The sequence below is a fragment of the Spiroplasma endosymbiont of Polydrusus cervinus genome (assembly GCF_964019755.1).
Taxonomy (GTDB): domain Bacteria; phylum Bacillota_I; class Bacilli_A; order Mycoplasmatales; family Mycoplasmataceae; genus Spiroplasma.
In genome coordinates this window covers 285,403-309,052 of sequence record NZ_OZ026469.1, presented here as the reverse complement: position 1 = coordinate 309,052, position 23,650 = coordinate 285,403, and the positions used below count along the sequence as shown (strand labels likewise).

At 28.7% G+C, this 23,650-nt stretch carries 20 protein-coding genes, 10 tRNA genes and 3 pseudogenes; 10 read left to right on the top strand and 23 right to left on the bottom strand.

Going from position 1 to position 23,650, the window contains the following annotated elements; genetic code table 4:
• Positions 1–54 precede the first annotated feature (54 nt).
• From rnr to AACK78_RS01920, 3 genes are all read left to right on the top strand, one after another.
• Positions 55–2,172, top strand: coding sequence for a ribonuclease R (rnr, locus tag AACK78_RS01930; protein WP_338956013.1), 2,118 nt, complete (start codon positions 55–57; stop codon positions 2,170–2,172).
• A gap of 13 nt (positions 2,173–2,185) precedes the next feature.
• On the top strand, positions 2,186–2,617 hold the full coding sequence (gene smpB / locus AACK78_RS01925) for an SsrA-binding protein SmpB (protein WP_338956011.1): 432 nt from the start codon (positions 2,186–2,188) through the stop codon (positions 2,615–2,617).
• Between the two features lie 121 nt (positions 2,618–2,738).
• Positions 2,739–3,497, top strand: coding sequence for a hypothetical protein (locus AACK78_RS01920; RefSeq protein ID WP_338956009.1), 759 nt, complete (start codon positions 2,739–2,741; stop codon positions 3,495–3,497).
• Positions 3,498–3,905: 408 nt separating this feature from the next.
• Here the strand turns inward: AACK78_RS01920 and AACK78_RS01915 are convergent, their stop codons facing one another.
• A complete protein-coding gene (locus AACK78_RS01915) occupies positions 3,906–4,019 on the bottom strand; it encodes a lipoprotein (protein ID WP_338956007.1) in 114 nt (37 codons plus the stop codon).
• 36 nt (positions 4,020–4,055) lie between these two features.
• Between AACK78_RS01915 and AACK78_RS07330 the strand changes: the two are divergent.
• Positions 4,056–4,712 (top strand): annotated as a pseudogene (locus AACK78_RS07330) (helix-turn-helix domain-containing protein); the annotation flags it as partial.
• Positions 4,713–4,756: 44 nt separating this feature from the next.
• On the opposite strand, the gene AACK78_RS01895 reads toward AACK78_RS07330, so the two are convergent.
• The 3 genes and pseudogenes from AACK78_RS01895 to AACK78_RS01890 all read right to left on the bottom strand — a co-directional run bounded on the left by AACK78_RS01895 (position 4,757) and on the right by AACK78_RS01890 (position 5,877).
• On the bottom strand, positions 4,757–5,353 hold the full coding sequence (locus AACK78_RS01895; protein WP_338955999.1) for a DDE-type integrase/transposase/recombinase: 597 nt from the start codon (positions 5,351–5,353) through the stop codon (positions 4,757–4,759).
• A gap of 21 nt (positions 5,354–5,374) precedes the next feature.
• Positions 5,375–5,440: pseudogene (locus AACK78_RS07325) on the bottom strand (hypothetical protein); the annotation flags it as partial.
• Positions 5,441–5,613: 173 nt separating this feature from the next.
• Positions 5,614–5,877 carry a transposase family protein gene (locus tag AACK78_RS01890; protein WP_338954390.1) on the bottom strand — a complete coding sequence of 88 codons (264 nt, stop codon included), beginning with the start codon at positions 5,875–5,877 and terminating at the stop codon, positions 5,614–5,616.
• Between the two features lie 122 nt (positions 5,878–5,999).
• Between AACK78_RS01890 and AACK78_RS01885 the strand changes: the two genes are divergently transcribed.
• From AACK78_RS01885 to AACK78_RS01870, 5 genes are all read left to right on the top strand, one after another.
• Entirely contained in the window at positions 6,000–6,281 is a 282-nt protein-coding gene (locus AACK78_RS01885; RefSeq protein ID WP_338955997.1) for a hypothetical protein, read from the top strand.
• Between the two features lie 459 nt (positions 6,282–6,740).
• A complete protein-coding gene (locus AACK78_RS01880) occupies positions 6,741–8,102 on the top strand; it encodes a glycine--tRNA ligase (protein ID WP_338955995.1) in 1,362 nt (453 codons plus the stop codon).
• A gap of 282 nt (positions 8,103–8,384) precedes the next feature.
• Positions 8,385–8,525, top strand: coding sequence for a hypothetical protein (locus AACK78_RS07320; protein WP_422396880.1), 141 nt, complete (start codon positions 8,385–8,387; stop codon positions 8,523–8,525).
• Positions 8,526–8,629: 104 nt separating this feature from the next.
• Positions 8,630–9,043, top strand: a complete 414-nt coding sequence (locus AACK78_RS01875; RefSeq protein ID WP_338955993.1) for a ParA family protein — start codon at positions 8,630–8,632, stop codon at positions 9,041–9,043.
• The gene (locus tag AACK78_RS01870) at positions 9,031–9,420 is read left to right on the top strand and encodes a hypothetical protein (protein WP_338955991.1); all 390 of its coding nucleotides are present in this window, start codon (positions 9,031–9,033) and stop codon (positions 9,418–9,420) included. Before AACK78_RS01875 ends, AACK78_RS01870 begins: the two co-directional genes overlap by 13 nt.
• A 583-nt stretch (positions 9,421–10,003) precedes the next feature.
• Here the strand turns inward: AACK78_RS01870 and AACK78_RS01865 are convergent.
• The 19 genes from AACK78_RS01865 to AACK78_RS01775 form a co-directional block, all read right to left on the bottom strand.
• Entirely contained in the window at positions 10,004–10,165 is a 162-nt protein-coding gene (locus AACK78_RS01865) for a hypothetical protein (RefSeq protein ID WP_338955989.1), read from the bottom strand.
• Positions 10,166–10,171: 6 nt separating this feature from the next.
• Positions 10,172–11,065, bottom strand: a complete 894-nt coding sequence (era, locus tag AACK78_RS01860; protein WP_422396879.1) for a GTPase Era — start codon at positions 11,063–11,065, stop codon at positions 10,172–10,174.
• 58 nt (positions 11,066–11,123) lie between these two features.
• Complete coding sequence (locus AACK78_RS01855) at positions 11,124–15,485, bottom strand: PolC-type DNA polymerase III (RefSeq protein ID WP_422396869.1); 4,362 nt, start codon at positions 15,483–15,485, stop codon at positions 11,124–11,126.
• Positions 15,486–15,509: 24 nt separating this feature from the next.
• Positions 15,510–16,862: a site-2 protease family protein gene (locus AACK78_RS01850; protein WP_338955983.1), complete on the bottom strand. Its 1,353-nt coding sequence runs from the start codon at positions 16,860–16,862 to the stop codon at positions 15,510–15,512.
• A gap of 39 nt (positions 16,863–16,901) precedes the next feature.
• Positions 16,902–18,050 (bottom strand): 1-deoxy-D-xylulose-5-phosphate reductoisomerase, encoded by a 1,149-nt coding sequence (gene dxr, locus AACK78_RS01845; RefSeq protein ID WP_338955981.1) that lies wholly within the window; start codon positions 18,048–18,050, stop codon positions 16,902–16,904.
• 3 nt (positions 18,051–18,053) lie between these two features.
• Positions 18,054–19,151, bottom strand: coding sequence for a phosphatidate cytidylyltransferase (locus AACK78_RS01840; protein WP_422396878.1), 1,098 nt, complete (start codon positions 19,149–19,151; stop codon positions 18,054–18,056).
• Positions 19,135–19,323, bottom strand: coding sequence for an undecaprenyl diphosphate synthase family protein (locus AACK78_RS01835; RefSeq protein WP_338955977.1), 189 nt, complete (start codon positions 19,321–19,323; stop codon positions 19,135–19,137). The genes AACK78_RS01840 and AACK78_RS01835 overlap by 17 nt, the downstream gene beginning before the upstream one ends.
• A 107-nt stretch (positions 19,324–19,430) precedes the next feature.
• A tRNA-Phe gene (locus AACK78_RS01830) sits at positions 19,431–19,506 on the bottom strand.
• Positions 19,507–19,511: 5 nt separating this feature from the next.
• A tRNA-Asp gene (locus tag AACK78_RS01825) sits at positions 19,512–19,587 on the bottom strand.
• 2 nt (positions 19,588–19,589) lie between these two features.
• Positions 19,590–19,664 (bottom strand) — tRNA-Met (locus tag AACK78_RS01820).
• A gap of 51 nt (positions 19,665–19,715) precedes the next feature.
• Positions 19,716–19,808: transfer RNA gene (locus tag AACK78_RS01815), tRNA-Ser, on the bottom strand.
• A gap of 41 nt (positions 19,809–19,849) precedes the next feature.
• Positions 19,850–19,926, bottom strand: a tRNA-Ile gene (locus tag AACK78_RS01810).
• Between the two features lies 1 nt (position 19,927).
• A tRNA-Met gene (locus AACK78_RS01805) sits at positions 19,928–20,004 on the bottom strand.
• A 31-nt stretch (positions 20,005–20,035) separates the two neighbouring features.
• Positions 20,036–20,111, bottom strand: a tRNA-Ala gene (locus AACK78_RS01800).
• 17 nt (positions 20,112–20,128) lie between these two features.
• A tRNA-Pro gene (locus AACK78_RS01795) sits at positions 20,129–20,205 on the bottom strand.
• 23 nt (positions 20,206–20,228) lie between these two features.
• Positions 20,229–20,305 (bottom strand) — tRNA-Arg (locus tag AACK78_RS01790).
• Between the two features lie 40 nt (positions 20,306–20,345).
• Positions 20,346–20,421, bottom strand: a tRNA-Cys gene (locus AACK78_RS01785).
• An 84-nt stretch (positions 20,422–20,505) separates the two neighbouring features.
• Entirely contained in the window at positions 20,506–22,125 is a 1,620-nt protein-coding gene (locus tag AACK78_RS01780) for a DAK2 domain-containing protein (RefSeq protein ID WP_422396877.1), read from the bottom strand.
• Positions 22,126–22,235: 110 nt separating this feature from the next.
• Positions 22,236–22,574: an Asp23/Gls24 family envelope stress response protein gene (locus AACK78_RS01775; RefSeq protein WP_338955974.1), complete on the bottom strand. Its 339-nt coding sequence runs from the start codon at positions 22,572–22,574 to the stop codon at positions 22,236–22,238.
• Between the two features lie 440 nt (positions 22,575–23,014).
• Here AACK78_RS01775 and AACK78_RS01770 point away from each other — a divergent pair.
• Positions 23,015–23,585, top strand: a pseudogene (locus tag AACK78_RS01770) (IS30 family transposase); the annotation flags it as partial.
• Between the last annotated feature and the right edge of the window lie 65 nt (positions 23,586–23,650).

Below are 23,650 nucleotides of genomic sequence, written 5' to 3'. Positions count from 1 at the left end.
TTAATTTAAAAGAGATTTAAAAATGTCTCTTTTTTCATTTAGGGGGGACGGTATATGCACGATCGGATTGTAGCTATTTTAAAAAAACAAGCAAAACCAATTGACACAATGCAATTAGCACAGTTATTAGCAATTAATAAAATTGATAATAATAAGATGATGTTAAAAGTTTTGATTAAATTAGAGAATGATAATATTATTGGTGTAACGCAACAACATCGTTTTTATTATTTTGATCCAAAAATTTATTTACGGGGCGTTATTAGTGTTAATAAAAAAGGTTTTGGTTTTATTAAAATTAGTGAGGGTCAAGAGGAATATTATGTTAAACAAGAGGATTTAAATAATGCTTTAGATCAAGACCAAGTTTTATTTATTTTAAAGAAGCAGAAGCAACTAACTAGTCTTAAAAAAATAGAGGTTCAAGTAATTAAAGTTTTAAAACGAAATAATGAGTATGTAGTGGGGGTTATTAAAATAAATCGTCATCAGCAAAAATATTTAGAAATCTTAAATAATAGATTAACCCAATATCGGGCTGAAATTATTAATTCACCTGAGGCAATTGAAAATACCATTGTTAAAGGAATTATTAGCAGTATTAATAGTAAAACCAATTTAATGCAAGTTAAAATTATCGAGATTATTGGGAATGTTAATCAAGTTGGTGTTGATGTTTTAGCTATTTTGCATGAGTTTAATTTGCCTACTAAATTTGATAAAAAAACATTGGATGAAGCAAATCAAATTAAACAAGATGTTGATGTTCCAACGATGTTAGCCGACCAATCACGCCGTGATTTACAAGCAGAAATGTTTGTTACAATTGATGGTAATGATTCAAAAGATTTTGATGATGCTATTTTAGTTAAAAAAAATAAAAATGGTAATTATGTCTTAATGGTTGCCATCGCGGATGTGGCGCATTATGTTCCAATTAATAGTTATCTTGATAAAGAAGCGATTGAACGAGGATGCTCTGTTTATTTAATTGACAGAGTTGTGCCAATGTTACTAGAAAAATTAAGCACCGGAATTTGTTCCTTAAATCCGAATGAACCACGCTTAACATTAACTTGTGAAATGGAAATTAATAACCAAGGGCATGTTGTTAATTCCAGCATTTATGAAGCAGTTATTATTTCTAAAGCTCGTTTAACTTATGATGAAGTTAACAAATTATTTTGCCAGGAAAAGAATCAAATTTCATCAACAATTACCCCAATGCTTTTCCTAGCGCAGCAATTATATCAAGTTCTAGCTCGCAAAAAAGAGCAAGATGGTGTTGTTGATTTTGATTTAGATGAACCAAAGTTTATTGTTGATAAAAATGGGAAAATTAAAGATATTGTTGCGCGTGAACGGGCAGATGCTGAAAAATTAATTGAGAGTTTTATGATTCGGGCTAATGAAATAGTCGCCGAGACAATTTATTGAATGGATTTACCATTTATTTATAGGGTACATGATAAACCAAAACCAAAGAAATTATTTGATTTGTATACGCAATTATCTTATTTAGGATTAAATATTAAAGGTAAATTAGAAAATATTCATTCAAAAGACTTACAACAAATTTTAAATAAATTAAAAGATAAGGAAAATTTTAAAGTTATTTCTGCGCTTGTTTTACGAAGTATGGAAAAGGCTAAATATAGTGCGATTAATGATGGCCATTTTGGGTTGGCATCATGGTGTTATACACATTTTACTTCACCAATTCGTAGGTATCCAGATTTAGTTGTGCACCGGTTATTAAAAGCGTATTTATTTCAGGGCAAAGTTCAAGTTCCTGATTTAGAACAAACTCGTTCTTTTATTAGTTATGCTAGTCAGCAGTCATCGTTAGCGGAATTACGCGCAATGGAATGTGAACGTGAAGTTGATAAAATGAAAGAAGCCGAATATATGGAAGATAAAGTCGGTTGTGAATATGATGGAATTATTGCGGGGGTTACTTCGTTTGGTATTTTTGTTGAATTACCAAATACCATTGAAGGATTAGTCCATATTACTAATTTGAAAAATGACTATTATGTTTTTGATGAAAAAAGTTTAAAATTAATTGGAAAACGAAAACGAAAAGAATTTTTCTTGGGGAAAAAAGTTCGAATTAGAGTTAAGAAAGCAAGCAAAAAATTACGCCAAATTGATTTTGATTTAGTTGAGTAAGGGGTTGATATTAATGTTGATAATTACAGTTAATAAAAAAGCACGGTACAATTATGAAATTATTGAAACATATGAAGCCGGAGTTGTTTTAACGGGCAGTGAGATTAAATCAGTTCGTAATAAGGATGTCTCAATTAATGAAGCATTTATTATTATTCGTAAGAATGAAGCGTTTATTATTAATATGGTAATTGCTCAATATAAATTTTCTACGGCCTATGTCCCTCCCACTGATCGAACTCGAAAATTACTTTTACATAAGAAACAAATTAAGAAAATTCTTCAACGAATTAAATTAGAACGTTTAACATTAATTCCTTTAAAACTGTACCTTAAAAATAACTATGCCAAATTAGAAATTTCTTTAGGCCGCGGGAAAAAGAATTATGATAAACGCGAAGCAATTAAACAACGCGATAATGAACGATTACGCCAAAAATATTAATGACTAAGTTGCATCATAAATTTTGTTTGATTGTTACTGAATGTCTTTATCACCTTTATTTTAAGGGTTTTTTATGCTATAATTAATAAATATGGTAAATTTTAATAAGGGGTAAGTAAATATGAAATGAAATCCACAACAAACGATTGAAATATTAAAAGAATATGTTTATAGTAAAAATCGACTTGATGAATATCGCAATCGTGTGGCGTTATCAAATTTAAAATTACCACCTTTTTATTTAAAAGAGGATAAAAATCAATCAGTTTCATCAATTGTTGTTCGTTTTATTAATGAGAAAGAAATTAAAAAAACATATGATAAAGAAACTTATGACTGAATTATTAATAGTTTAGAGGAAGCCATTTTAAGTTCATTACAAATGGGGGAAGGTATTGTTGGCATTCATCGTCATGAAGATATTTATTTAGTTTTATATGAAGATGATGGCGATTTAAATTATTTAATTGAAATTGCAAATTATATTAGTACTACTGTTAAAATTATTAATTATACGTTATATGAAAAATATCAAACAGTTCGGGAAGTTAGAATTGGGATTGGGATTGCCAATGATCCGTCAATTGAAAAAATTAATGATTTAGATGATAGTTTCATTGTTCCTTTTGATGAAGAAGTGAAAGATAGTGTTCAGTTAGCTGAGACATATGCGGCCGAAGTTATTATGTTTAATAATTTACCGGTTTGTACTGATGCATGGGTTTTTATGAATTTAACTGATGAGAATCAAGAATTAATTCGGAAAAACTCTCGACAATATTTTAATTTAAGAATGCCCCATCAACGATTATTTACGGATTTAGTTGACCCTAATATGGCTTTAGAAATTGAACGGGGAACATTACAAATTGAAGAATAAGATAAAAATAAGCATTTTAAAAGTTATTTTGTCTTGTTTTTTTCTTTAACATCATTATTATTTCGGTATAATCATAAGTAGAAAGTGAAGTGAAAGAAAATGCAAGCATTAATAAGTGTAAATTGTAAATATCAAATCATAAAAAGTTAACTATTAATTTAGTTAACTTTTTTAAGTTAATTTTTAAGTTAATTATAGGGGGTTAAAATTATGCAAATAAAGAAATATTTAATTTTGCGGTCGTTAGTAAAAAGTATGGTAAAGATATTGTTATTAATACTGTCAATAAGATTACAAATGATATTGAAATTAAAAAGTAAAGAATAAATTATCCCGCGTAATTTACAATCTTCAATTAACTTTCAATTACTTCTAACTGGTGGTTGTTGCGGTTTGGGTTCTGGTTTATTACTCGCCGTTTTCACTATTATTTGGTTTTTCGCAACTAATTAATGATGTTGTACTTGTTGCTTTTAATCCGACTGCTCCTAAAATATTTAAAATGTTATAATTTATGTGCAATAATTATAATATTTTAAATATTTTAGGAGGTAAAGTATGAAAAAATATGAAAAATTAGATTTTAATGAAAGAGTAAATTTGGAAAAATTAAAAGATAATGAATTATTTAAAAAGAAAAATGGAACAATTAATATTCGAAAAATTGCTAAGCAAATGGATAGAGATTATAGAACTATTTGGCAAGAGTTAAATATTGTTTGATAATATTAATGATTATAATGCTGCAAAAGGACAAAAAATACATGATAAAAATAAAAAACAATGTCGTAAATATTCAATGTTAAATTCACAAGAATTAAGTCATTTTTCTAATGAATATAATAATTTTGGTCGTTCGCCACAAAATATTATTACTTCGTATGAATTACAATATAATGTAAAATTTGGTGTATGTTTAAAACAATGTATAAATATATTAAATTAGGTTATTTTAATTTAAAAAAAGAAATGTTATATTTTAAAAATAAAAAAAGAAAAACAAAAAATGGGGAACAAAATGATAATCGTGGAAAATTACTTAATATTAGAGATTATAAGAAATTTTTAAATGATTATAGAAATGATTTAACTTTTAGTGGAATTTGAAAAATGGATACTCTTGATTGTGGTAATTTTTATTTGTTAGTTTTAGTAAATCGTAAATCAAAAATACTTTTTTATCATATTTTATTTAGTAAAAAGGCAAGTGTTGTATAGTAGTAGACTGCACCCCGTTTAGTAAGTATTAATAAAAAGGTTTACAAACTTTCATTTATTATATATTTTTCTTTTTGGTTTGAATATCATTTATTTCATTTTTTAACATCATTAATATATTCATTATGAGATTTATAATTTTTATTATGGATTGTTCCTTTTTTAAGTAATGAATGAAAACTTTCAATAATAATGTTGTCTGCACAATGATAATTTTTACCCATTGAAATTATAATTTTGTTATCTAAACATTTACTATTATAATCTTTAGATATATATTGATATCCGTGATCTGAATGAATTATTGTTTTATTTAAATCTTTTTTTATTTTTTTAATTTTATTAATTGCATCATTTAAATTATCAATTACAAGTTTGTTATTATTAAATTTTGATCATTTTACATCAATAATTTCTTTAGTATATCCATCAAGTATTGTTGATTGATAATGTTTTTTACCATTTCAAATTAAATAAGTTACATCAGTAAATAAAATTGAAAATCTTTCTTTAATATCATTAAAATTACGATTTACTAAATCAGGATATTTAATTATATTTTTATTTCTATTTTGTTTTATTAATATTTTTCTACGCATACGCTTTACATATTCAGCTTGAATATTATTTTCTTTCATAATTCGCAATACTTTCTTAGCATTATAAACAATGCCATAATCTTCTTTTAAATATTTGGTAATTCGACGATAACCAAATTGTTTTAAATTTTCTTCATAGACTTTTACAATATTTTTTAATGATTCGCTATCCTTACCATTACTTAAATAATTTTTATATTTATCTCAATAACTACGCTTTAAATCTGTTATATCAAATAATAAATTTAGTGGATATTTATTAATGTTTTCTTTGATAAAAGATACAATTTTTCTTTTATTTAATTGTAAAAGTCATGAAGCTTTTTTAGTAATTCATACCTAACTTTGTAATAGTTTAAATCTCTTTTTTCAAATGATTCTTTTGGACCTTTATTGGTGTTTAAAATTCCTTTCTTAAAATTTTCATACCATGAAGCAACAGTTTTTTTATTAATTTGATATTTTTTTGCAATAAAACTTATACTATTATTTTTAACCTCTTGTACTATCATTTTTCGAAAATATGCTGTATATTTATTAAATTTTTGTCCTTTTCTTGCCATATAAAAATGCACCTCCTTTAAAGTTTAGCAAAGACTTTTTTTCTTTACTTACTTTTTTGGGTGCAGTCTAGTATAACAATTTTAATGAAAATGATTAAACAAATTGGTATTAGTAAATTTAGTTGTATTTTAAAACCGATAGAGGAAAAGAATTTTATAGATGAAAAACAATAGAAAAACACTTTAAAATAAGAGTTTATTTTTGTGATTCTGGTAAAATTCGCCAGAAAGCATTAGTAGAAAGAATAAATAGAGATATAAGGCGTTGATTGGCTCAAAATGAGCCATTAATTAATATTCGTAATAGATTAAAATCTATTTTAGAAATATTAAATACCATAATTAGACCTTGCTTGGAAAATTTTACATCAAAACAATATTTTAAAAAAATTTTTTTAAATTAAATTAGTGTTTGTTAAGATTAGTAAAATTTATTTTTTGTTGTGTTTAATTTTATAATTTTAAAAATAAATATTAAAAAAATATTTTTAATTTAATATTTTTTGTGATTATTGTTTTTTATTTTTAATTTGTTATAATTTTATTAACTTTTTATGATTTAGTTTTACAATATACAAGTATACAAAGGATATCTTTGCAAAAATTGTTTATTATCAAGCGATTATCTTTTGTCAATTGAACTAGTTAAAATGTTTAATGTTAATTTTCATGATAATTTTTATTTTCATAATAAGATTAATATAAAAGCTTTGATGATGTTATTTAAAATGTTATGTGAGTATTATTTAACGAAAGTTGGTATTTTTTTCGTGTAGTATTTATGAAATGCGGGAAAAATAAATTTATTTTAAAGAATAACATAGTATAATTGAGATTAGAGAAATAAGAAGGAGTTACAATTAATGCAATATACATTAAAGGAAGTTGTTAATCATTTAAAAACACAAGGTTTTGTTTTCCAAGGAAGTGAAATTTATGGTGGTTTAGCAAATAGTTGAGATTTTGGACCATTGGGAATTGAATTAGAACGAAATTTAAAAAATTTGTGATGACAACATTTTATTGCTAAGTCAAAATATAATGTTGGTCTTGATAGTTCGATTTTAATGAACAATAATGTATGAAAAGCTTCTGGTCATCTGGGTAATTTTGCTGATCCATTATTAGATTGTAAAAAATGTAAAATGCGAATGCGAGCTGATAAACTAATTGAAGATAATTATCCGAAACTTAATTGTGGGGGGTGAAGCAATGAACAATTATCAGCTTTTATTACTGAAAAAAATATTTCTTGTCCAAATTGTGGAGCGCATGATTTTACGGATATTCGTCAATTTGAATTAATGTTTAAAACAAACCAGGGTGTGATTGAAGATGAAAAATCAGTTGTTTATTTACGACCAGAAACAGCCCAAGGAATTTTTGTTAATTTTAAAAATGTTCAACGTTCATTACGAAAAAAATTGCCCTTTGGAATTGGCCAAATTGGGAAGTCATTCCGAAATGAAATTACGCCAGAAAATTTTATTTTTCGAACACGGGAATTTGAACAAATGGAATTAGAGTTTTTTTATGATAGTAAGGAAAAGATTGATTGATTTGAATACTGAGTTCAAGAAGTAACGAAATTTTTAACATTAATTAATTTAAAGGCTGAAAACTATCTTTTCCGCGAGCATGATGCTAGTGAACTAGCTCATTATGCTAAACGCACAATTGATATTGAATATAAATTTCCATTTGGAACGGGTGAACTATGGGGGATTGCCGACCGTGGCGATTATGATTTACGTCGTCATAGTGAAGTGAGTAAACAGGATTTAACATATTTAAATCAAGAAACAAATGAAAAAATTTTACCGCATGTTATTGAACCATCAGTTGGTGTTGGCCGCTTGATGTTAGCAGTTTTATATGATGCTTATCATATTGAAAAAGTTAGTGATAATGAGACAAGAGTTGTGTTAAAATTAAGTCCCTTATTAGCACCCTATCAGATTGCGGTTATTCCATTAAGCAAACAATTAAACAAAGCGGCATATCAGTTGTATGAAGAACTATTAATGCGTTTTCAATGTATCTATGATAAAACGGGGAATATTGGTAAACGTTATCGCCGCCAAGATGCTATTGGGACACCATTTTGTGTAACGTTTGATTTTGAATCAGCGACAGACCAGAAAGTTACCGTCCGAAATCGGGATACAATGCAACAAGAACGCGTTGCAATTGCTAATTTAGAGAATTATTTCATAGCAGTGTAAATTGTGCTTAAAGTGCTAATTGTGTTATTTATAACACAATAAATAAAAGGAGGTAAATAATTATGCCAAAAGATATAAAAAATTATTTACTTAATGAGACTGCTTCTTATAGTAAATAATTAAATAAAATGAAGAAAAAAATGGAGTAAGACAACTTTAATAAATGAAATTTTAGCAGATTATTTTGATAGATTGGAGAATAGCAAATATGAAGATGATTAGTTTTTGTAATAAAAAGGTGGCGTTAGAAAAACGAGCCTTTGTAAAAATGTTGCTTATAAATTAGCACTAGATAACAACAAAGTTTTATTAATTGATTTAGATACCCAATCAACATTGACATTATTGACTAGAACAACTGAAAATTTTAGTATTGAAAAAAATTACATAAAATTATTGCAAGTGATTGTGAATATAATATAAAAAATATTATTCAACAAACAAAATATAAAAACATTGATATTATTGCTGGTGGAGAAAGTTTAAAAAAATCATTATTAGTACTGAAATAATTTTATTCAAAAGAAATGTATTTTCAAGTTGGTTTTAAAATATATAATGAATATAAATCAACATTTGATAGTTATGATTATGTGTTAATTGACTATCCACCTTCAACAGATAATTTAATTTTAAATTGACTAATATTTAGTAATTTAATTGTTGTTCCTAAAAATTTAGTTTATAAGGTAATTTTAAACTTAAATAATAATTTAGAAATAATTGTAAAAGAATTAAAAACTGAAAAGCCTGAAATAAAAATATTATTTAATTCTGTATTAGATACAGATAATCAAGATATTTTTAAAGAACGATTAAAAGAAAATAATTTATATGATAAATTATTAAATATAATTATTAGGCATTCTGAAATATTTAATAATAGCGAAAATTATTTTAATAGCATTTGGGAGAACCCTTATTATTGATGGCAAAAATAAGCATACAAAGAATTAATCAAAGAAATCAAATAAACAATGAAATTATATGAAAATATTTGCATTGCTCTCCCTATTGTGAAGAAATAAGATTACTTCTAATTCCCTCTTTTTCTATGTGTGGAGAACATGAAAAACAATTTATGGAATATATGGATAATTTATCTGTTAGTCCTGATTTAGAAGAGTTATTAGAAAATAATAAAGAAGCACACTTTAATTTTATGCTTGAAAGTTTAGGAAATTTTTTTAAAAAATTAGAAAAAGAATATCATAGAAAAAATAAGCAGGTAATAAAAAAGAAAAAATCAAACACAAAAGCAAAACAGAAGAAAAAAAATGAAAATAGACAAAATAACTATGAAAAAAGTAGAAAATAAAGATACTATCAACCATAATTTAATGGTTGTAGATATTGATTTGCAAAAATGTCTGAATTATAGTTTTGTCATTCAAAAACTTGATAATGAATGATTTACAATTAACACTGGGAATAAAAATTGCGGTAAATAAAAAATTTATAAAAAAACCACATCAAATCATTTGATGTGGTAAAACAATATTAATAAGTGATTTTGTCCTTATTACTCGTTAAAATTATATAAAGTGATATTAAGTTATTTACAATTTACAATATATTAAATACTACAATTAGACCTTGCTTGGAAAATTTTACATCAATACAATATTTTAAAAAAATTTTTTTAAATTAAATTAGTTTTTGTTAAGATTAGTAAAATTTATTTTTTGTTGTGTTTAATTTTATAATTTTAAAAATAAATATTAAAAAAATATTTTTAATTTAATATTTTTTGTGATTATTGTTTTTTATTTTTAATTTGTTATAATTTTATTAACTTTTTATGATTTACTTTTACAGTATACATGTTAATAAATTGCTGGTCTTTAATTTATTTAATTTGTTATGCTGATATGCTAAAAATATTTCAAATTCACTATTTTCTAAAAACTGCACTGCATACTAATTTTTTGATGTAATTTTTTGCACTCCTGGCGCAAAAAAACTAATTTACCGAGTTCTTTATTAGACAAAATAGTAACAATCTCACTATCATTGCCATAAGGTTGCTTATTGAGTACCATCCCAGTAAGTTTTTGTGCCATTATCTTTTAATAACTTTCTTTGTTATAACCTAAGCGAGCAATCATTGATGGTTTATCGCGTCATTTATCAACAACTTTCACAAATAATTCTAGAAATATTTTAGTTCCTAAAATTTGCTCTAATTCTAAGCGCGCTTGTGTGCCAATTTGTTTAATTAATCGCCCTTGTTTCCCAATTATAATTCCTTTTTGCGAATCGCGTTCCACACAAATTGAAGCCATAATTTTTAACAACTGTAGTTTGTCTTCCAACTTATCAATTAAAATTGCCACACTATGTGGAATTTCCTCTTCTGTTAATAACAAAATTTTTTCACGAATAATTTCACGAATTAAAAACTTCTCTGGTTGATCAGTTAACATATCATCGGGATAATATTGTGGTCCTTCTGTTAAATGTCCTTTTAATAAAGTTAATAACTCGCCCATATTTTGATGTTTTACCGCTGAAATCGGAATAATTGCCGTAAACTGGTGAATCTTTTCTCATTCAGCAATTTTTACCATCAAATCACTTTTTGAAACTAAATCAATTTTTGTGACAACTAAAATAATTGGAATTTCACGTTCTTGTAACGCTTTAATAATATAACGATCATTATCGCCAATCCGTTCATTCACAGGAGCTAAAAATAAGATAACATCAGCTGCTTTCGTTGTTGATAAAGCAACTTTATTCATAAATTTCCCCATTTCATGATGGGCTTTATGAATCCCTGGTGTGTCCATAAAAACAATTTGGGATTCTTTATCATTATAAATACCTTGAATTCGATTACGGGTTGTTTGTGCTTTAGCGGTTACAATTGCTACTTTATTATTTAAAATTGTATTTAATAATGTTGATTTCCCAACATTTGGGCGCCCCACAATTGCCACAAATCCTGATTTAATTGCTATTTTCTTCACCTCTTAATCAGTCTAATTATAAAGGAAAATCACCAAAAAAATATCTTATTTAAAACTCAAATACAATTTGGTCATCTAATGATAAACCATTTAAAATGCCAAGTTCTTCAAATGATTCTAAATGCGCTTTAGTAATATTTGTTCGTTTTTGTAAGTCAGCAATTGATAAAAATGGTTTTTCATGGCGGGCATTAATAATACTATCCCCAGCATTCCCGCCTAAACCATCAATTGCCGAAAATGGGGGTAAAATAATTTTTTCATCATTTTCATTTGTGACAATAGTAAAATTTTTATTGTGACTTGTTTTTAAATCAATATTACTCATTTTAATTCCCCGTGCATACATTTCCAAAGCAATTTCATAAACAGGAATTAAATCCTTTTCTTTTTGTGATGGCTTTGTTGGCGCATTAAAATATTTATTATCCAAGCGCGTTTGAATATCACGTAAAACTTGCTTAATTGTTTCGGCTCCTTTTAAAATGGTCTTAATATCAAAAACATCAGTACGAGTTGAAAAGAATGTTGCATAGTATTCAACCGGATAATTAATTTTATATCACGCTATGCGTCATGTCATTAAAACATAGGCTGTGGCATGGGCCTTTGGAAACATATACTTAATCTTGTTACATGAATCAATATATCATTGCTCAACATTATTTTCCCGCATTAATTGCTCTTGTTCCGCTGTTAAACCTTTTCCTTTTCGGACATCTTCCATAATTTTAAAAGCACTTTGGGCTAGTAATCCTTTATAAATTAAATTAACCATAATATCATCGCGACACCCGATTACGTCAGAAATAGTAATATTTTGATTACGAATTAAGTCTTGGGCATTACCAATTCAAACATCTGTCCCGTGGGATAACCCTGAAATTTGTACTAAATCAGCGAACGATGTTGGCTTCGTATCTAATAGCATTTTCCGCACGAAAAAAGTTCCAAATTCTGGAATCCCAATTACGCCGGTTTTTTCACCATTAATATCTTCTGGTTTAATGTTTAAAACATCTAAACTACGGAACAAGCTTAAAACTTTTTCATCATTAGTCGGAATTGTTTTTGGGTCAACGCCCGTTAAATCTTGTAGCATTCGTAACGCCGTTGGATCAGCATGCCCTAAAATATCTAATTTGAAAACATTATCATGAATTGCGTGGAAATCAAAATGGGTTGTTAATCAATTTGATTTAATATCATCCGCTGGAAAATTAACTGGGGTAAAAGCTTCCACTTCATATTCATTAGGAATAACAACAATCCCCCCTGGATGTTGACCGCTTGTTCTTTTAACCCCTTCACATCCTTTTGCAATCCGTTCCAATTCAACGTGCCGCTTTAAATGTAAAATATTTTTACTTTCAAAGTAACCTTTTACATAACCATATGCTGTTTTTTCAGCAACAGTCGAAATTGTTCCGGCACGATAAACACTTCGTTCACCAAACATTTCTTTCGTAAAATCATGGGCAATTGGTTGATATTCACCAGAAAAGTTTAAATCAATATCCGGCACTTTATCGGCTTCAAACCCCAAGAAGGTTTCAAATGGAATATCATGGCCTTCCCCTTTTAATGGTTTTTGACACTTTGGACAAGTGCGAGCAGGTAAATCATAACCACATTTAACTGACCCATCAACAATAAATTCGCTATAACTACAATAAATACATAAATAATGGGGTTGCAAGGGGTTAACTTCAGTAATATTACTCATTGTTGCAACAAAACTACTTCCAACACTCCCTCGTGAACCAACTAAATAACCATCTTGTAACGATTTATCAACTAGTTTATGAGCAATTCAATAAATAACAGCAAATCTATGTTTGATAATAGCATTTAATTCTCGCTCTAAACGACTAGCAACAATTGCTGGTAAGGGATTACCATAAATTTTATAAGCATTTTGATAACATAACTCTTTTAATAACTGATCACTACCCTCAATTTTGGGCATGTATAACTTATCTTTAATAATTTCAACTTTTTCAATTTGATCAGCAATCCGGTTTGGATTGGTGACGACAATTTCATAAATTAAGTCATCATCCCCTAAAAACTTAAATTCATTTATCATTTCAGTTGTTGTGCGTAAAAACTGCTCTGGGTTCTCATTTACCCGTTGCTTATAGTCATATAAGGGATGGGGTCTACCCCCAATTCCTTTTGCATTAATATAAACTTCGCGAAAAATTTTATCTTCAGGATTAAGATAATGCACGTCACCACTGGCAACAACTAATTTATTTAATTCTTTCGCTGTTAAAATAATGTCTTTAATAACTGTTAATAATCTTGTTTCGGAAAGATCACCCATTTGAACTAAATGTTTATAAACACTTGGTGGTTGAATTTCAATATAATCATAAAAACTAATTACTTCTTGTAATTCTGTTAAATCTTTATTCCGCGCTGTTTCAAAAACATCACCATTAACACATGATGAACCAATTAATAAATTACTCCGATGTTCAGCAATAACACTTCGTAATAATTTGGGAGTCAAATAAAAGTACTTGGTGTGGGCTGCAGTAATTAATTGAAATAATTCTAGGAGACCACTTTGATTTTTTGCTAAAACAGTCATGTGTTTTGCCCGTAGTTTTTTATAAACTGCCGAATCATGAATTTGGTCAATTTGATCATCAAACTCAATCTCATAAGTGTTAATTAATTTCCGCAATTGTTGTTCATAAACATCAGTTAATACAATCGCGTCATAATCCCCCCTATGGGCCACTTCTTCGTTATAAATAACACTATAACAACGGGCAATTGTTCCCAAGCGGTAATTTTTTAAATGTGGTTCTAAAATTCGCGATAATTGTAAAGTATCAATTACCGTATTATTAATTTTTGGCCGTCCCGCTTTTTCTAGTCATGATTGAATAAACCCCATATCAAATTCCGCATTATGAGCAATTAAAATGGCGTCTTCAAAATATATTAAAATCTGGTCAATTGATTCAATAAAGGTTGGCTTATCGGCTAATAATTCATCCGTAATTCCCGTTAATTCCGTCGTAAATGATGATAACTTGACTGATGGTTTAAACAAATGATTAATACTTTGGCGTTCGCCACTAATTCCATCCATAATAACGGCTCCAAATTCAATAATTTCATCATAACTACTACTTAACCCCGTTGTTTCTAAGTCAAAAATAACATACTTAGCAGTTCTTAAATTATGATGGTGGAGATTTTTAACATATCATACCTTATCATCTAAGACATCCGCTTCGACCCCATAAATAACTTTAATATCCGGATATTTCTTATTAAGATTATAAATTTCCGGATAAGCTTGCACATTCAAATGGTCTGTAAAAGCAATTGCCTTATGATTTCAATGTTGTAACGTTTTAAAAAGCTCAGCAATATCAGTTACACCATCCATCACACTCATTTTAGTATGTAAATGTAACTCCACCCGTTTCTCTGGAGCATTATCCTCGCGATATAAATCTTCACGCTCTAATTGTGAAATTTTTTTAATAAAAAAAATTTGTTCACTGGCATAAGTATCATAACGAATGTCACCAAAAAGACTAACTCATTGATTTATTTTTAATGCTTCAATAAAATCATCTGGTTGTTCTGTTCGGGAAAAAAATTTTGCCCTAATCGTATCGCTATAATCGGTAATTGTAATTGTATAAATAAATTTTTTCGTTGAAATTAATTGACGTTCTTTATTCAAGATTTTCCCATAAATGCTAACATTTTGAGCATCTTGATCAATATCAATTAACCGTTCATAACTTGCTTCCCCAATTTTCCCTTTGCTATAGTTATTCGTTCCTTTTCGTATACCATTTGCCGTCATTGGTGGTTTCGAAACTACCGGGATAGCAGTTTGCACTGCTGCTTGATATTTAATTAACTCTTGTTCATTAATTTCTAAAATATTATTTTCTCGTAAATCAATTACTAATGCTAATTGCAAGTCATTAAAACCATAACGACGAAGTTTTTGCTGATAATAATTACAGTGTTCGCCGACTAATTTCTGTTCACTTTCAGAATGAACAGAAATTTTTAAAATGTTATCTGTTAAGGCAAATCGTTCTGGGGCTAGTTTACTAAAAAAACTATTTTTTAATTCAGATTTATTTAACCGAATATATTCTAAATAACGAAAAATAGTTTCTAAGTGATATTTTTTTTGGCATACTCGCAATGAAATTTTGGTTGGTAAGATCTCACTCTCTAATAAAGTTTTTTCTAATTTTAATAAAATTTCAGGAGGTAAAAAATCATTAATTTCAATTACAATCCGAAAGAGCCCTTCGCTAGTACTATATTCAGTTTTAATGATTTTAGCATCATCAAAATAATTCTCGGTGAATGCTAAATTATTTGTTGTAAATAGTTTTATCAATTGTTGGTCCATCATTTAATCCTCATCTATATTTTCCGCTTAAAAAAAGACATCTTTAATTGTTATTCCAATAAATAATAAGATAAATAAGACGGCTCCCGTCACATTAATAATAATTTTTGCTTTATGGGGTAGCTGTCAATTTTGATCTTTTCCTTCATATTCTGCTAATAATAATTTTTGCTCCGCTGGATTATGGCGTTTTCTTCAAATTCGAATCCGTCCATGCAACCGTTTTGTGCCACCAACAATTCCTTCAATTCCTGTTTCAAAAAACTTATAACCATCCAAAGGTGGAATTGGAATTAAGTTTAAAACAAATAAGTTAGCTGACAACATTCCCACATATATGAAGAACTCAGCTGGCCCACTTGTTAAAATTGAAGAAATTGTTTTGGCAATTCCAACTGGCCCCGATAATTGTCCCCATTGGTCAGTAAATAATAACCCAAATGATTTTAAAATGGTTACTGACTGAGTAAGTGTTTCCCATCATCCATACCCATATCCTTGCGCAGTTGAATTAAATAAACGGTCAGGGGCTCTAATACCAACAACATAGGTTTTTCCTTTTACGGTTAATTCCACCGCTTTAGTTTGAAACAACAACTTAATTTTATCATCAATCGTAATTTCTTTCTTACTATTTACCCGAGCAAAAGCAAGAGTAATATAATTAACCTTATCTTTTGTATTACTTTTATTATATTGTTTTTCTAAATTACTAATAAAATTATTAACAGTTTTTCCATAATTAGGAATATCCGCGACTGTTCCCAAGTGACTTGCTAAAATCTGATTTTGGTCATTATCATCTTTATCTTTGCCTTGTTTAAAATAATATTCTCATGCCGTTGTAAGTTTCGCTTCATCTGGTCCTAATCAATAATGTAAAATAATAATATCTTGACCAATATCATCTGTTGCAGTAGCTAAGGCTTGATAAGCTGCCCCATTAGTATCATACTTAGCGCCTCAATAATTTAAATCAGATGGTTTATAACTTAACACCGCAAAAGTTGTTGTAAAAATAAAAACAGCAATAAAAAAATTCATTAAAGCGCCGGCCACAATAAAAATTAAACGTTTTCATTTGGCAATATTTTCCATTTTTCGTTCAGGAGGAACTTTTTCCTCCTCCCGTCCTTTGGGTGGATCCACTAGTTCACTAGCAATATAAACATAACCACCAAATGGAAAAATCCGAATTGAATAACGGGTTTCTTTTTTCCTTCACGAAAAAATTTTGGGACCAAAACCAATTGCGAATTCATAGACATAGGCCCTGGCTAATTTTGCAATAACAAAGTGTGCAAATTCATGAATTGTAACTAGTATTAGTAAAATTATAATCCCACTTACAAAACCTAAAACTATCATCCCTGCCGACATTTATTTCTTAACTCCTTACTTGTTTTAATCCAAATAATATTATTTCTTTGAAAAATAATTAATAATATCTCTTTTAATGATATCATTTAATTTTTTTATTTGCAGATAATTAACCAATTTTTGTGGTTTAATCTGATTCATAAAATATTCAATATAGTCCACAATTTGATAAAACTTAATTTTTCCGGCTAAAAAAAGGCCCCGTAATTCTTCATTTGCGGCATTAAAAGTAACTGCCAAAGAATTATTTTCGTTTAAACAACGATAAGCTAATTGTAGCACTTTTCAACGAGATAAATCCGCCTTCTGAAAAGTTAAGATCATTAGTTCATTAAATTCTAAAGGTGGCAAGAGCGCATTATGTTTCCGAACTGGATAATATAAAAAATAATTTAAAACTTGTAACATTGATGGTTTTGATAATTGTGCTAAAATTGAATAATCTTCATATTGGACCGCCGAATGTAACACCGACTGAGGATGTAAGACTACCGTAATATTCGCTGTTTTAAACAAATGGTAAGCTTCAATAATTTCTAATCCTTTGTTAACCATTGTTGAAGAATCAATCGTAATATTTTGTCCCATCGTTCAAGTTGGATGTTGTAAAACTTGATGCTCATCAATTGTCTTTAACTCCGCTAATGTCTTATTGGCAAACATTCCCCCCGAGGCCGTTAAAATAAGTTCTTGGCAACGATTATTTTGTTCTAAACATTGAAAAATAGCACAATGCTCCGAATCAATTGGATATAACTGATTATTGTTTTTTGTTAATAAACTATTAATTAAATCCCCAGCAACTACCAATGATTCTTTATTTGCTAATAATAAGGTCCTGTTTTTACCCGCTAAAGTTTGCAAAGTTGGATATAACCCCGCAAAACCACCAATTGCATTAAGAACCATTGCTGTAGGGTCAACCGCTAACATCGCATCAATCCCCGCTTCACCCGTCACAAATGTTATATTTGGATATTGGGTTGCTAATGCTGCTTGGTGGGTTTCATCGCCAAGATGGACAATTGTAATTGTTTGATTTTTTTGTAAAATTTTATGTAACACTGCAACATTATGATAAATACTAACCGCTGTTAACTGAAAATCATTTGGATTTGATTCAATAATTTGTAAAGCTTGTTGACCAATATTGCCAGAAGCACCAAAAATAATAATATTTCGCATCATTAATTATTGTTTTAAGGCTACATTAGAAATAATAAACATTACAAAAAAGACTAATGAAAATGAATCCAAACGATCTAAAACCCCACCATGGCCAGGAAATAAATTACTAAAATCTTTAATATCATAACGTCGTTTAATTCATGAGAATGATAAATCCCCTAATTGTGATAAAATACTCAACACAATTGCTAATAAAAGATAGATTACATATCGCATAACATTTTTGTCATTATCATTTGAAAAAAAGCTAAAAACTCAATGTTGACTATTCGAATCAAAATGAAACATTAAGATAGCATAAGTAATTGCTACTCCGGCAGCGAAAACAGTTCCCATCACTGCCCCTTCTCACGTTTTATTTGGAGATATCGTTGGGGCTAATTTATGTTTTCCACAAGTAACTCCCCCCACAAAAGCAAAGGTATCAGTTAAAATAATAATTAAGGCTAATCAAACAACACTACTTCAACCATAAACCGGATTTAACATAAATTTATTCATTGCTTTGAAAGAAAAAGTTAAATACAAGGTAAAAATTAAAACTAAAGTCATTTTACCAAAGATAATATCTTTTGAACTAAATACTAAACAGTAATACACTAAAATGATACATAAATAAATGACAAAAATAATTCATGGTTTTAATCAAGTGAAGTTCATGAAGGTATAAAACGGATAATTAATTGCCCCAATGGCCCCATATTCATCTGCCAATGCCTCAACTGGAAATAAAAATAAAAAAATCATTAATACGTAAGTAATAACTTGGGTATAAATTGGTCACCTTGTTCCACCAAGTAACCGTAGAATTTCATAGTTAACTAACCCTAAAATAACAACATTAATAATAATAAAAACATAATTAGCAATTTCAATATGTGGTGTTTTTTCTCAACCATGTCATTCTGTCGTAATTACGCCAGTAAATAAATATAATGTTAAAAAAACTAATAAGGCATAAAAGGTAATGTGACGAGCAACATATTTTTTTTGAAATATGCCTTTGTGGTCTTTTGTTTTGTCTGGCTTATTTAATCCATTATTAGTTCCTGCTGACATTTCTTTTTCATTAACAAACACATTATTATCCTGATTTTTTATCACTTTCAATTCCTCCAAATCTTCTATTTCTATTATTATAATCCAATATTGCCGCAGTGAAAGCATTTTCATCAAATTCTGGTCAAAAGTCTTTCATAAAATATAATTCAGCATAACGACTTTGTAATAATAAGAAATTACTTAACCGTTGTTCACCACCACAGCGAATCATTAAATCAATATCGGGGAAGTTTTTGATATTTACAATTTACAATTTATAACAAAAATAAAAGACTCTAAATTAATCTAGAGTCTAGGGTTATTTTTAACTAAATTCAATGGTGGTTCAGGACAGAATTGAACTGCCGACACTTTGAGCTTCAATCAAATGCTCTACCAACTGAGCTACTGAACCAGGATTGGCGGTCTTGACGGGACTTGAACCCGCGATCTCCTCTGTGACAGAGAGGCATGATAACCACTTCACTACAAGACCATTGGTTGCGGGGGCAGGACTTGAACCTGCGACCTTTGGGTTATGAGCCCAACGAGCTACCACTGCTCCACCCCACAATTTTAATACTATCATAACTTAACTTTTAATTGCAAGTTTTTTCTGTAAAATGGCGGAAGATGAGGGATTCGAACCCCCGCGCGGCTTTCACCGCCTGTCGGTTTTCAAGACCGATCCCTTCAACCAGGCTTGGGTAATCTTCCAAAAATGTGATGAAAGCAATTAAAAGCAATTAAATAATAAATGGTGGACCCTACTGGACTTGAACCAGTGACCATCCGGTTATGAGCCGAGCGCTCTAACCAACTGAGCTAAGGGTCCATGGTAGCGAGAAAGAGACTTGAACTCTTGACCTCCCGGGTATGAGCCGAGCGCTCTAACCAGCTGAGCTATCCCGCCATATCATGTTTAATTGTTTTATTAATGTTAATGGTGGACCCGAACGGGATCGAACCGTCGACCCCCTGCGTGCAAGGCAGGTGCTCTCCCAGCTGAGCTACGGGCCCAAAAATAGTATAAAAAATGGTCGGAAAGACAGGATTCGAACCTGCGACCCCTCGGTCCCAAACCGAGTGCTCTACCAAGCTAAGCTACTTTCCGAAAAAAAATAACATTTAAATAAATGGCGCGCCTAGAAGGATTCGAACCCTCAGCCTTTTGATCCGTAGTCAAACGATCTATCCAATTGATCTATAAGCGCATAGAAGTAAAACTATATTTAAATGTTAAATAGATTTAAATGGAGGCACTAGTCGGATTCGAACCGACGATCGGGGAGTTGCAGTCCCATGCCTTAGCCACCTTGGCTATAGTGCCATAAAATCTAAACCCCTAACATATTATCATATTCATAATTCATTTCAAGACAAATAAATAAAAAACTTAAATTTATTTTCTTTTTTATTCAACAGCAATTAAAAATGGATATAATGTTTGGTCACCATCAATGAATTCATATTCAACATCGAAACTTTCATCTAAATATTTTCGAATTGCATTGATATCCCATGTTTCAGCTTCTTCACCAGTAAAAATTGTAACAATTTCGGTTGATTTATTAATTGCGCGGTTAAACAAATATTTCATTGTTTTTGTTAAGGTTGGGTATGAACAAATAATTTTTTTGTTCATAATCCCCATGTATTCCCCTTTATTAATCTTAATCCCATCAATTGAAGCTGTTTTAGCAGAAATCGTAATTGATAAACTTGTCACATTTTTAAGACTTGATTTTAAAGTTGAATAAATCTTTTTAGGAGCTTCTCCTGATTCAAATGACAACGCCGCTACCATTCCTTCTTGAACGGATGTTGTTGGTATGACATAGACATTTGATTTACGTTCAACTTTTGCGGCTTGTTGCGCGGCTAAAATCGCATTACTATTATTTGGCAAAATAAAGACATCAACTGCATCAACCGCTTCAATAGCACTTAAATAATCATCTGTTGATGGATTCATTGATGCACCACCATTAACCGTAAATTGAATATTTAAGTCAGTTTTAAAGAAATTAGCAATCCCATTTGATGGTATAACAGCGATAATAGAGGCCGGATTTTTCAATTGCCGATCAACTTTAATTGTTTTAATATGTTTTTCGGCTTGTAAATTCATATTTTCAATTTTAATATTTTTAATTTCACCATGTTGTTGTAAAAAAGTTAAAATATGGCCGGGCAGTAAAGTATGAACATGAACTTTTAAAATATCATTATCAACAACAGCGACAATTGATTTTCCACCTTGGTCCTCTAATTTTTGACGAACTTGCGTAACATTAATTTTATTAATATGCTTACTATCGAGCATCACAATTGCTTCAGTACAATAACCGAATTCTTCATTTTGCAAAGCCATCACAATATTTTCACCAACATTTTCGACTTGTTTTTTTTGTTGTGGCACAATTTTTCCTGTTTTTCAATATTCTGTAATTCCTTCAAAAATTTTTACTAAACCAAAACCACCGGAATCAACAACCCCAACTTCTTTTAAAACGGGTAATAACTCTGGTGTATGATTTAATGATTCTGTTGCAAAATCAACAATTTTTTGAAATAATTCTGGCACAGAAATTTCCTGATCTAATGTTGAAACATGCTCTGCTGTTTCGCGAATTACTGTTAAAATTGTTCCTTCAACCGGTTTCATTACCGCTTTATAAGCAACTTCATTCGCTTGGGAAATTCCCGCTTTAACTGAATCAAAATTTAATTCATCAAATTCCTTTAAGCTGTTCGCAAAACCACGAAAAATCTGTGATAAAATAACTCCCGAATTCCCACGCGCGCCCATAATTAAGCCACGCGCAAAAATATCAGCAATCTTACTAATTGATTCCGAATTGAACTCATTGATTTCCTTGACAGCATTACTCATTGTTAAATTCATATTTGTTCCTGTATCACCATCAGGAACTGGAAAAACATTTAATTTATCAATTTCTGGATAAAAATTATATAAATTATTATAGCCGCTAATCAGTGAATCTTTAAAAGATTTTGCATTAAATTCCATTTCTATCACCTTTACATTTTTCATCAATTACTTTTCCTTTTTTAACTCTCCTAAGTGATATAATTGTAAATCTTGCATCATTCTAAATATCTCGTTTTTAATAAACTTTCCTAAATTAATAAATCTTGAATATTTACATTAACATAAATCATAATGTCATTTGAATAAATATCTAACTTTTCTAACTCATATTTAATCCTAATTTGTATTTCTTGCGCAATATCCTTAATATTTACTCCTTCAAGCAAAATTATAAACATATCGATATAAAAGTTACGACCATCTTGTCTCAATTTAATTGACTGTGAGTAATCTTTAAGCAACATTATCACATTTTCTTCATTATTTTCAGTATCATCAATTTTTGCGAACCCAGCTACCCCAGGTACTGTAATAACTGCTGCATGAACCAAATCTGCAATTTTAGCTACATTAATTTTCTCAATCATAAAAATCACCACTAAACTAAATTAACATTATTAATTATAACTAGAAAATATAATAAAGCAATAGTTCCCTATCAATAATTTTATTATATTTTCCTAATTAAATTGTTAATTTTTCGTTATCTTTCCCTTTATATTATTTAAAAAAATCATCAATGTTCGTTAACATATGACTAGGATTAACAAGCTTCTCTAATGTTTTCTCTTCGGCTAATATTAATTCTTGATATTTTAATATTTTAAAACAAAATATTTTATATTAATTTCTTTCTTTTCTGATTCATCTTTAATTTTAATAGATTGTATACTGTAAAAGTAAATCATAAAAAGTTAATAAAATTATAACAAATTAAAAATAAAAAACAATAATCACAAAAAATATTAAATTAAAAATAATTACTATCCTTTATATTTTTATGATTTGGTATTTACAATTTACAAACATTAATATTCGAAAAATTTCTAAGCAAATGAATAGAGATTATAGAACTATTTGGCAAGAGTTAAATATGTTTTGATAATATTAATAATTATAATGCTGCAAAAGCACAAAAAATACATGATAAAAATAAAAAACAATGTCGTAAATATTCAATGTTAAATTCACAAGAATTAAGTCATTTTTCTAATGAATATAATAATTTTGGTTGTTCGCCACAAAATATTATTACTTCGTATGAATTACAATATAATGTAAAATTTGGTGTATGTTTTAAAACAATGTATAAATATATTAAATTAGGTTATTTTAATTTAAAAAAAGAAATGCTATATTTTAAAAATAAAAAAAGAAAAACAAAAAATGGGGAACAAAATGATAATCGTGGAAAATTACTTAATATTAGAAATTATAAGCAATTTTTAAATGATTATGGAAATGATTTAAGTTTTAGTGGAATTTGAGAAATGTATACTCTTGATTGTGGTAATTTTTATTTGTTAGTTTTAGTAAATCGTAAATCAAAAATACTTTTTTATCATATTTTATTTAGTAAAAAAGCAAGTATTAGACTAGACTGCACCCTGTTTATTAATACTTACTAAACAGGGTGCAGTCTAAAGTTTAGCAAAGACTTTTT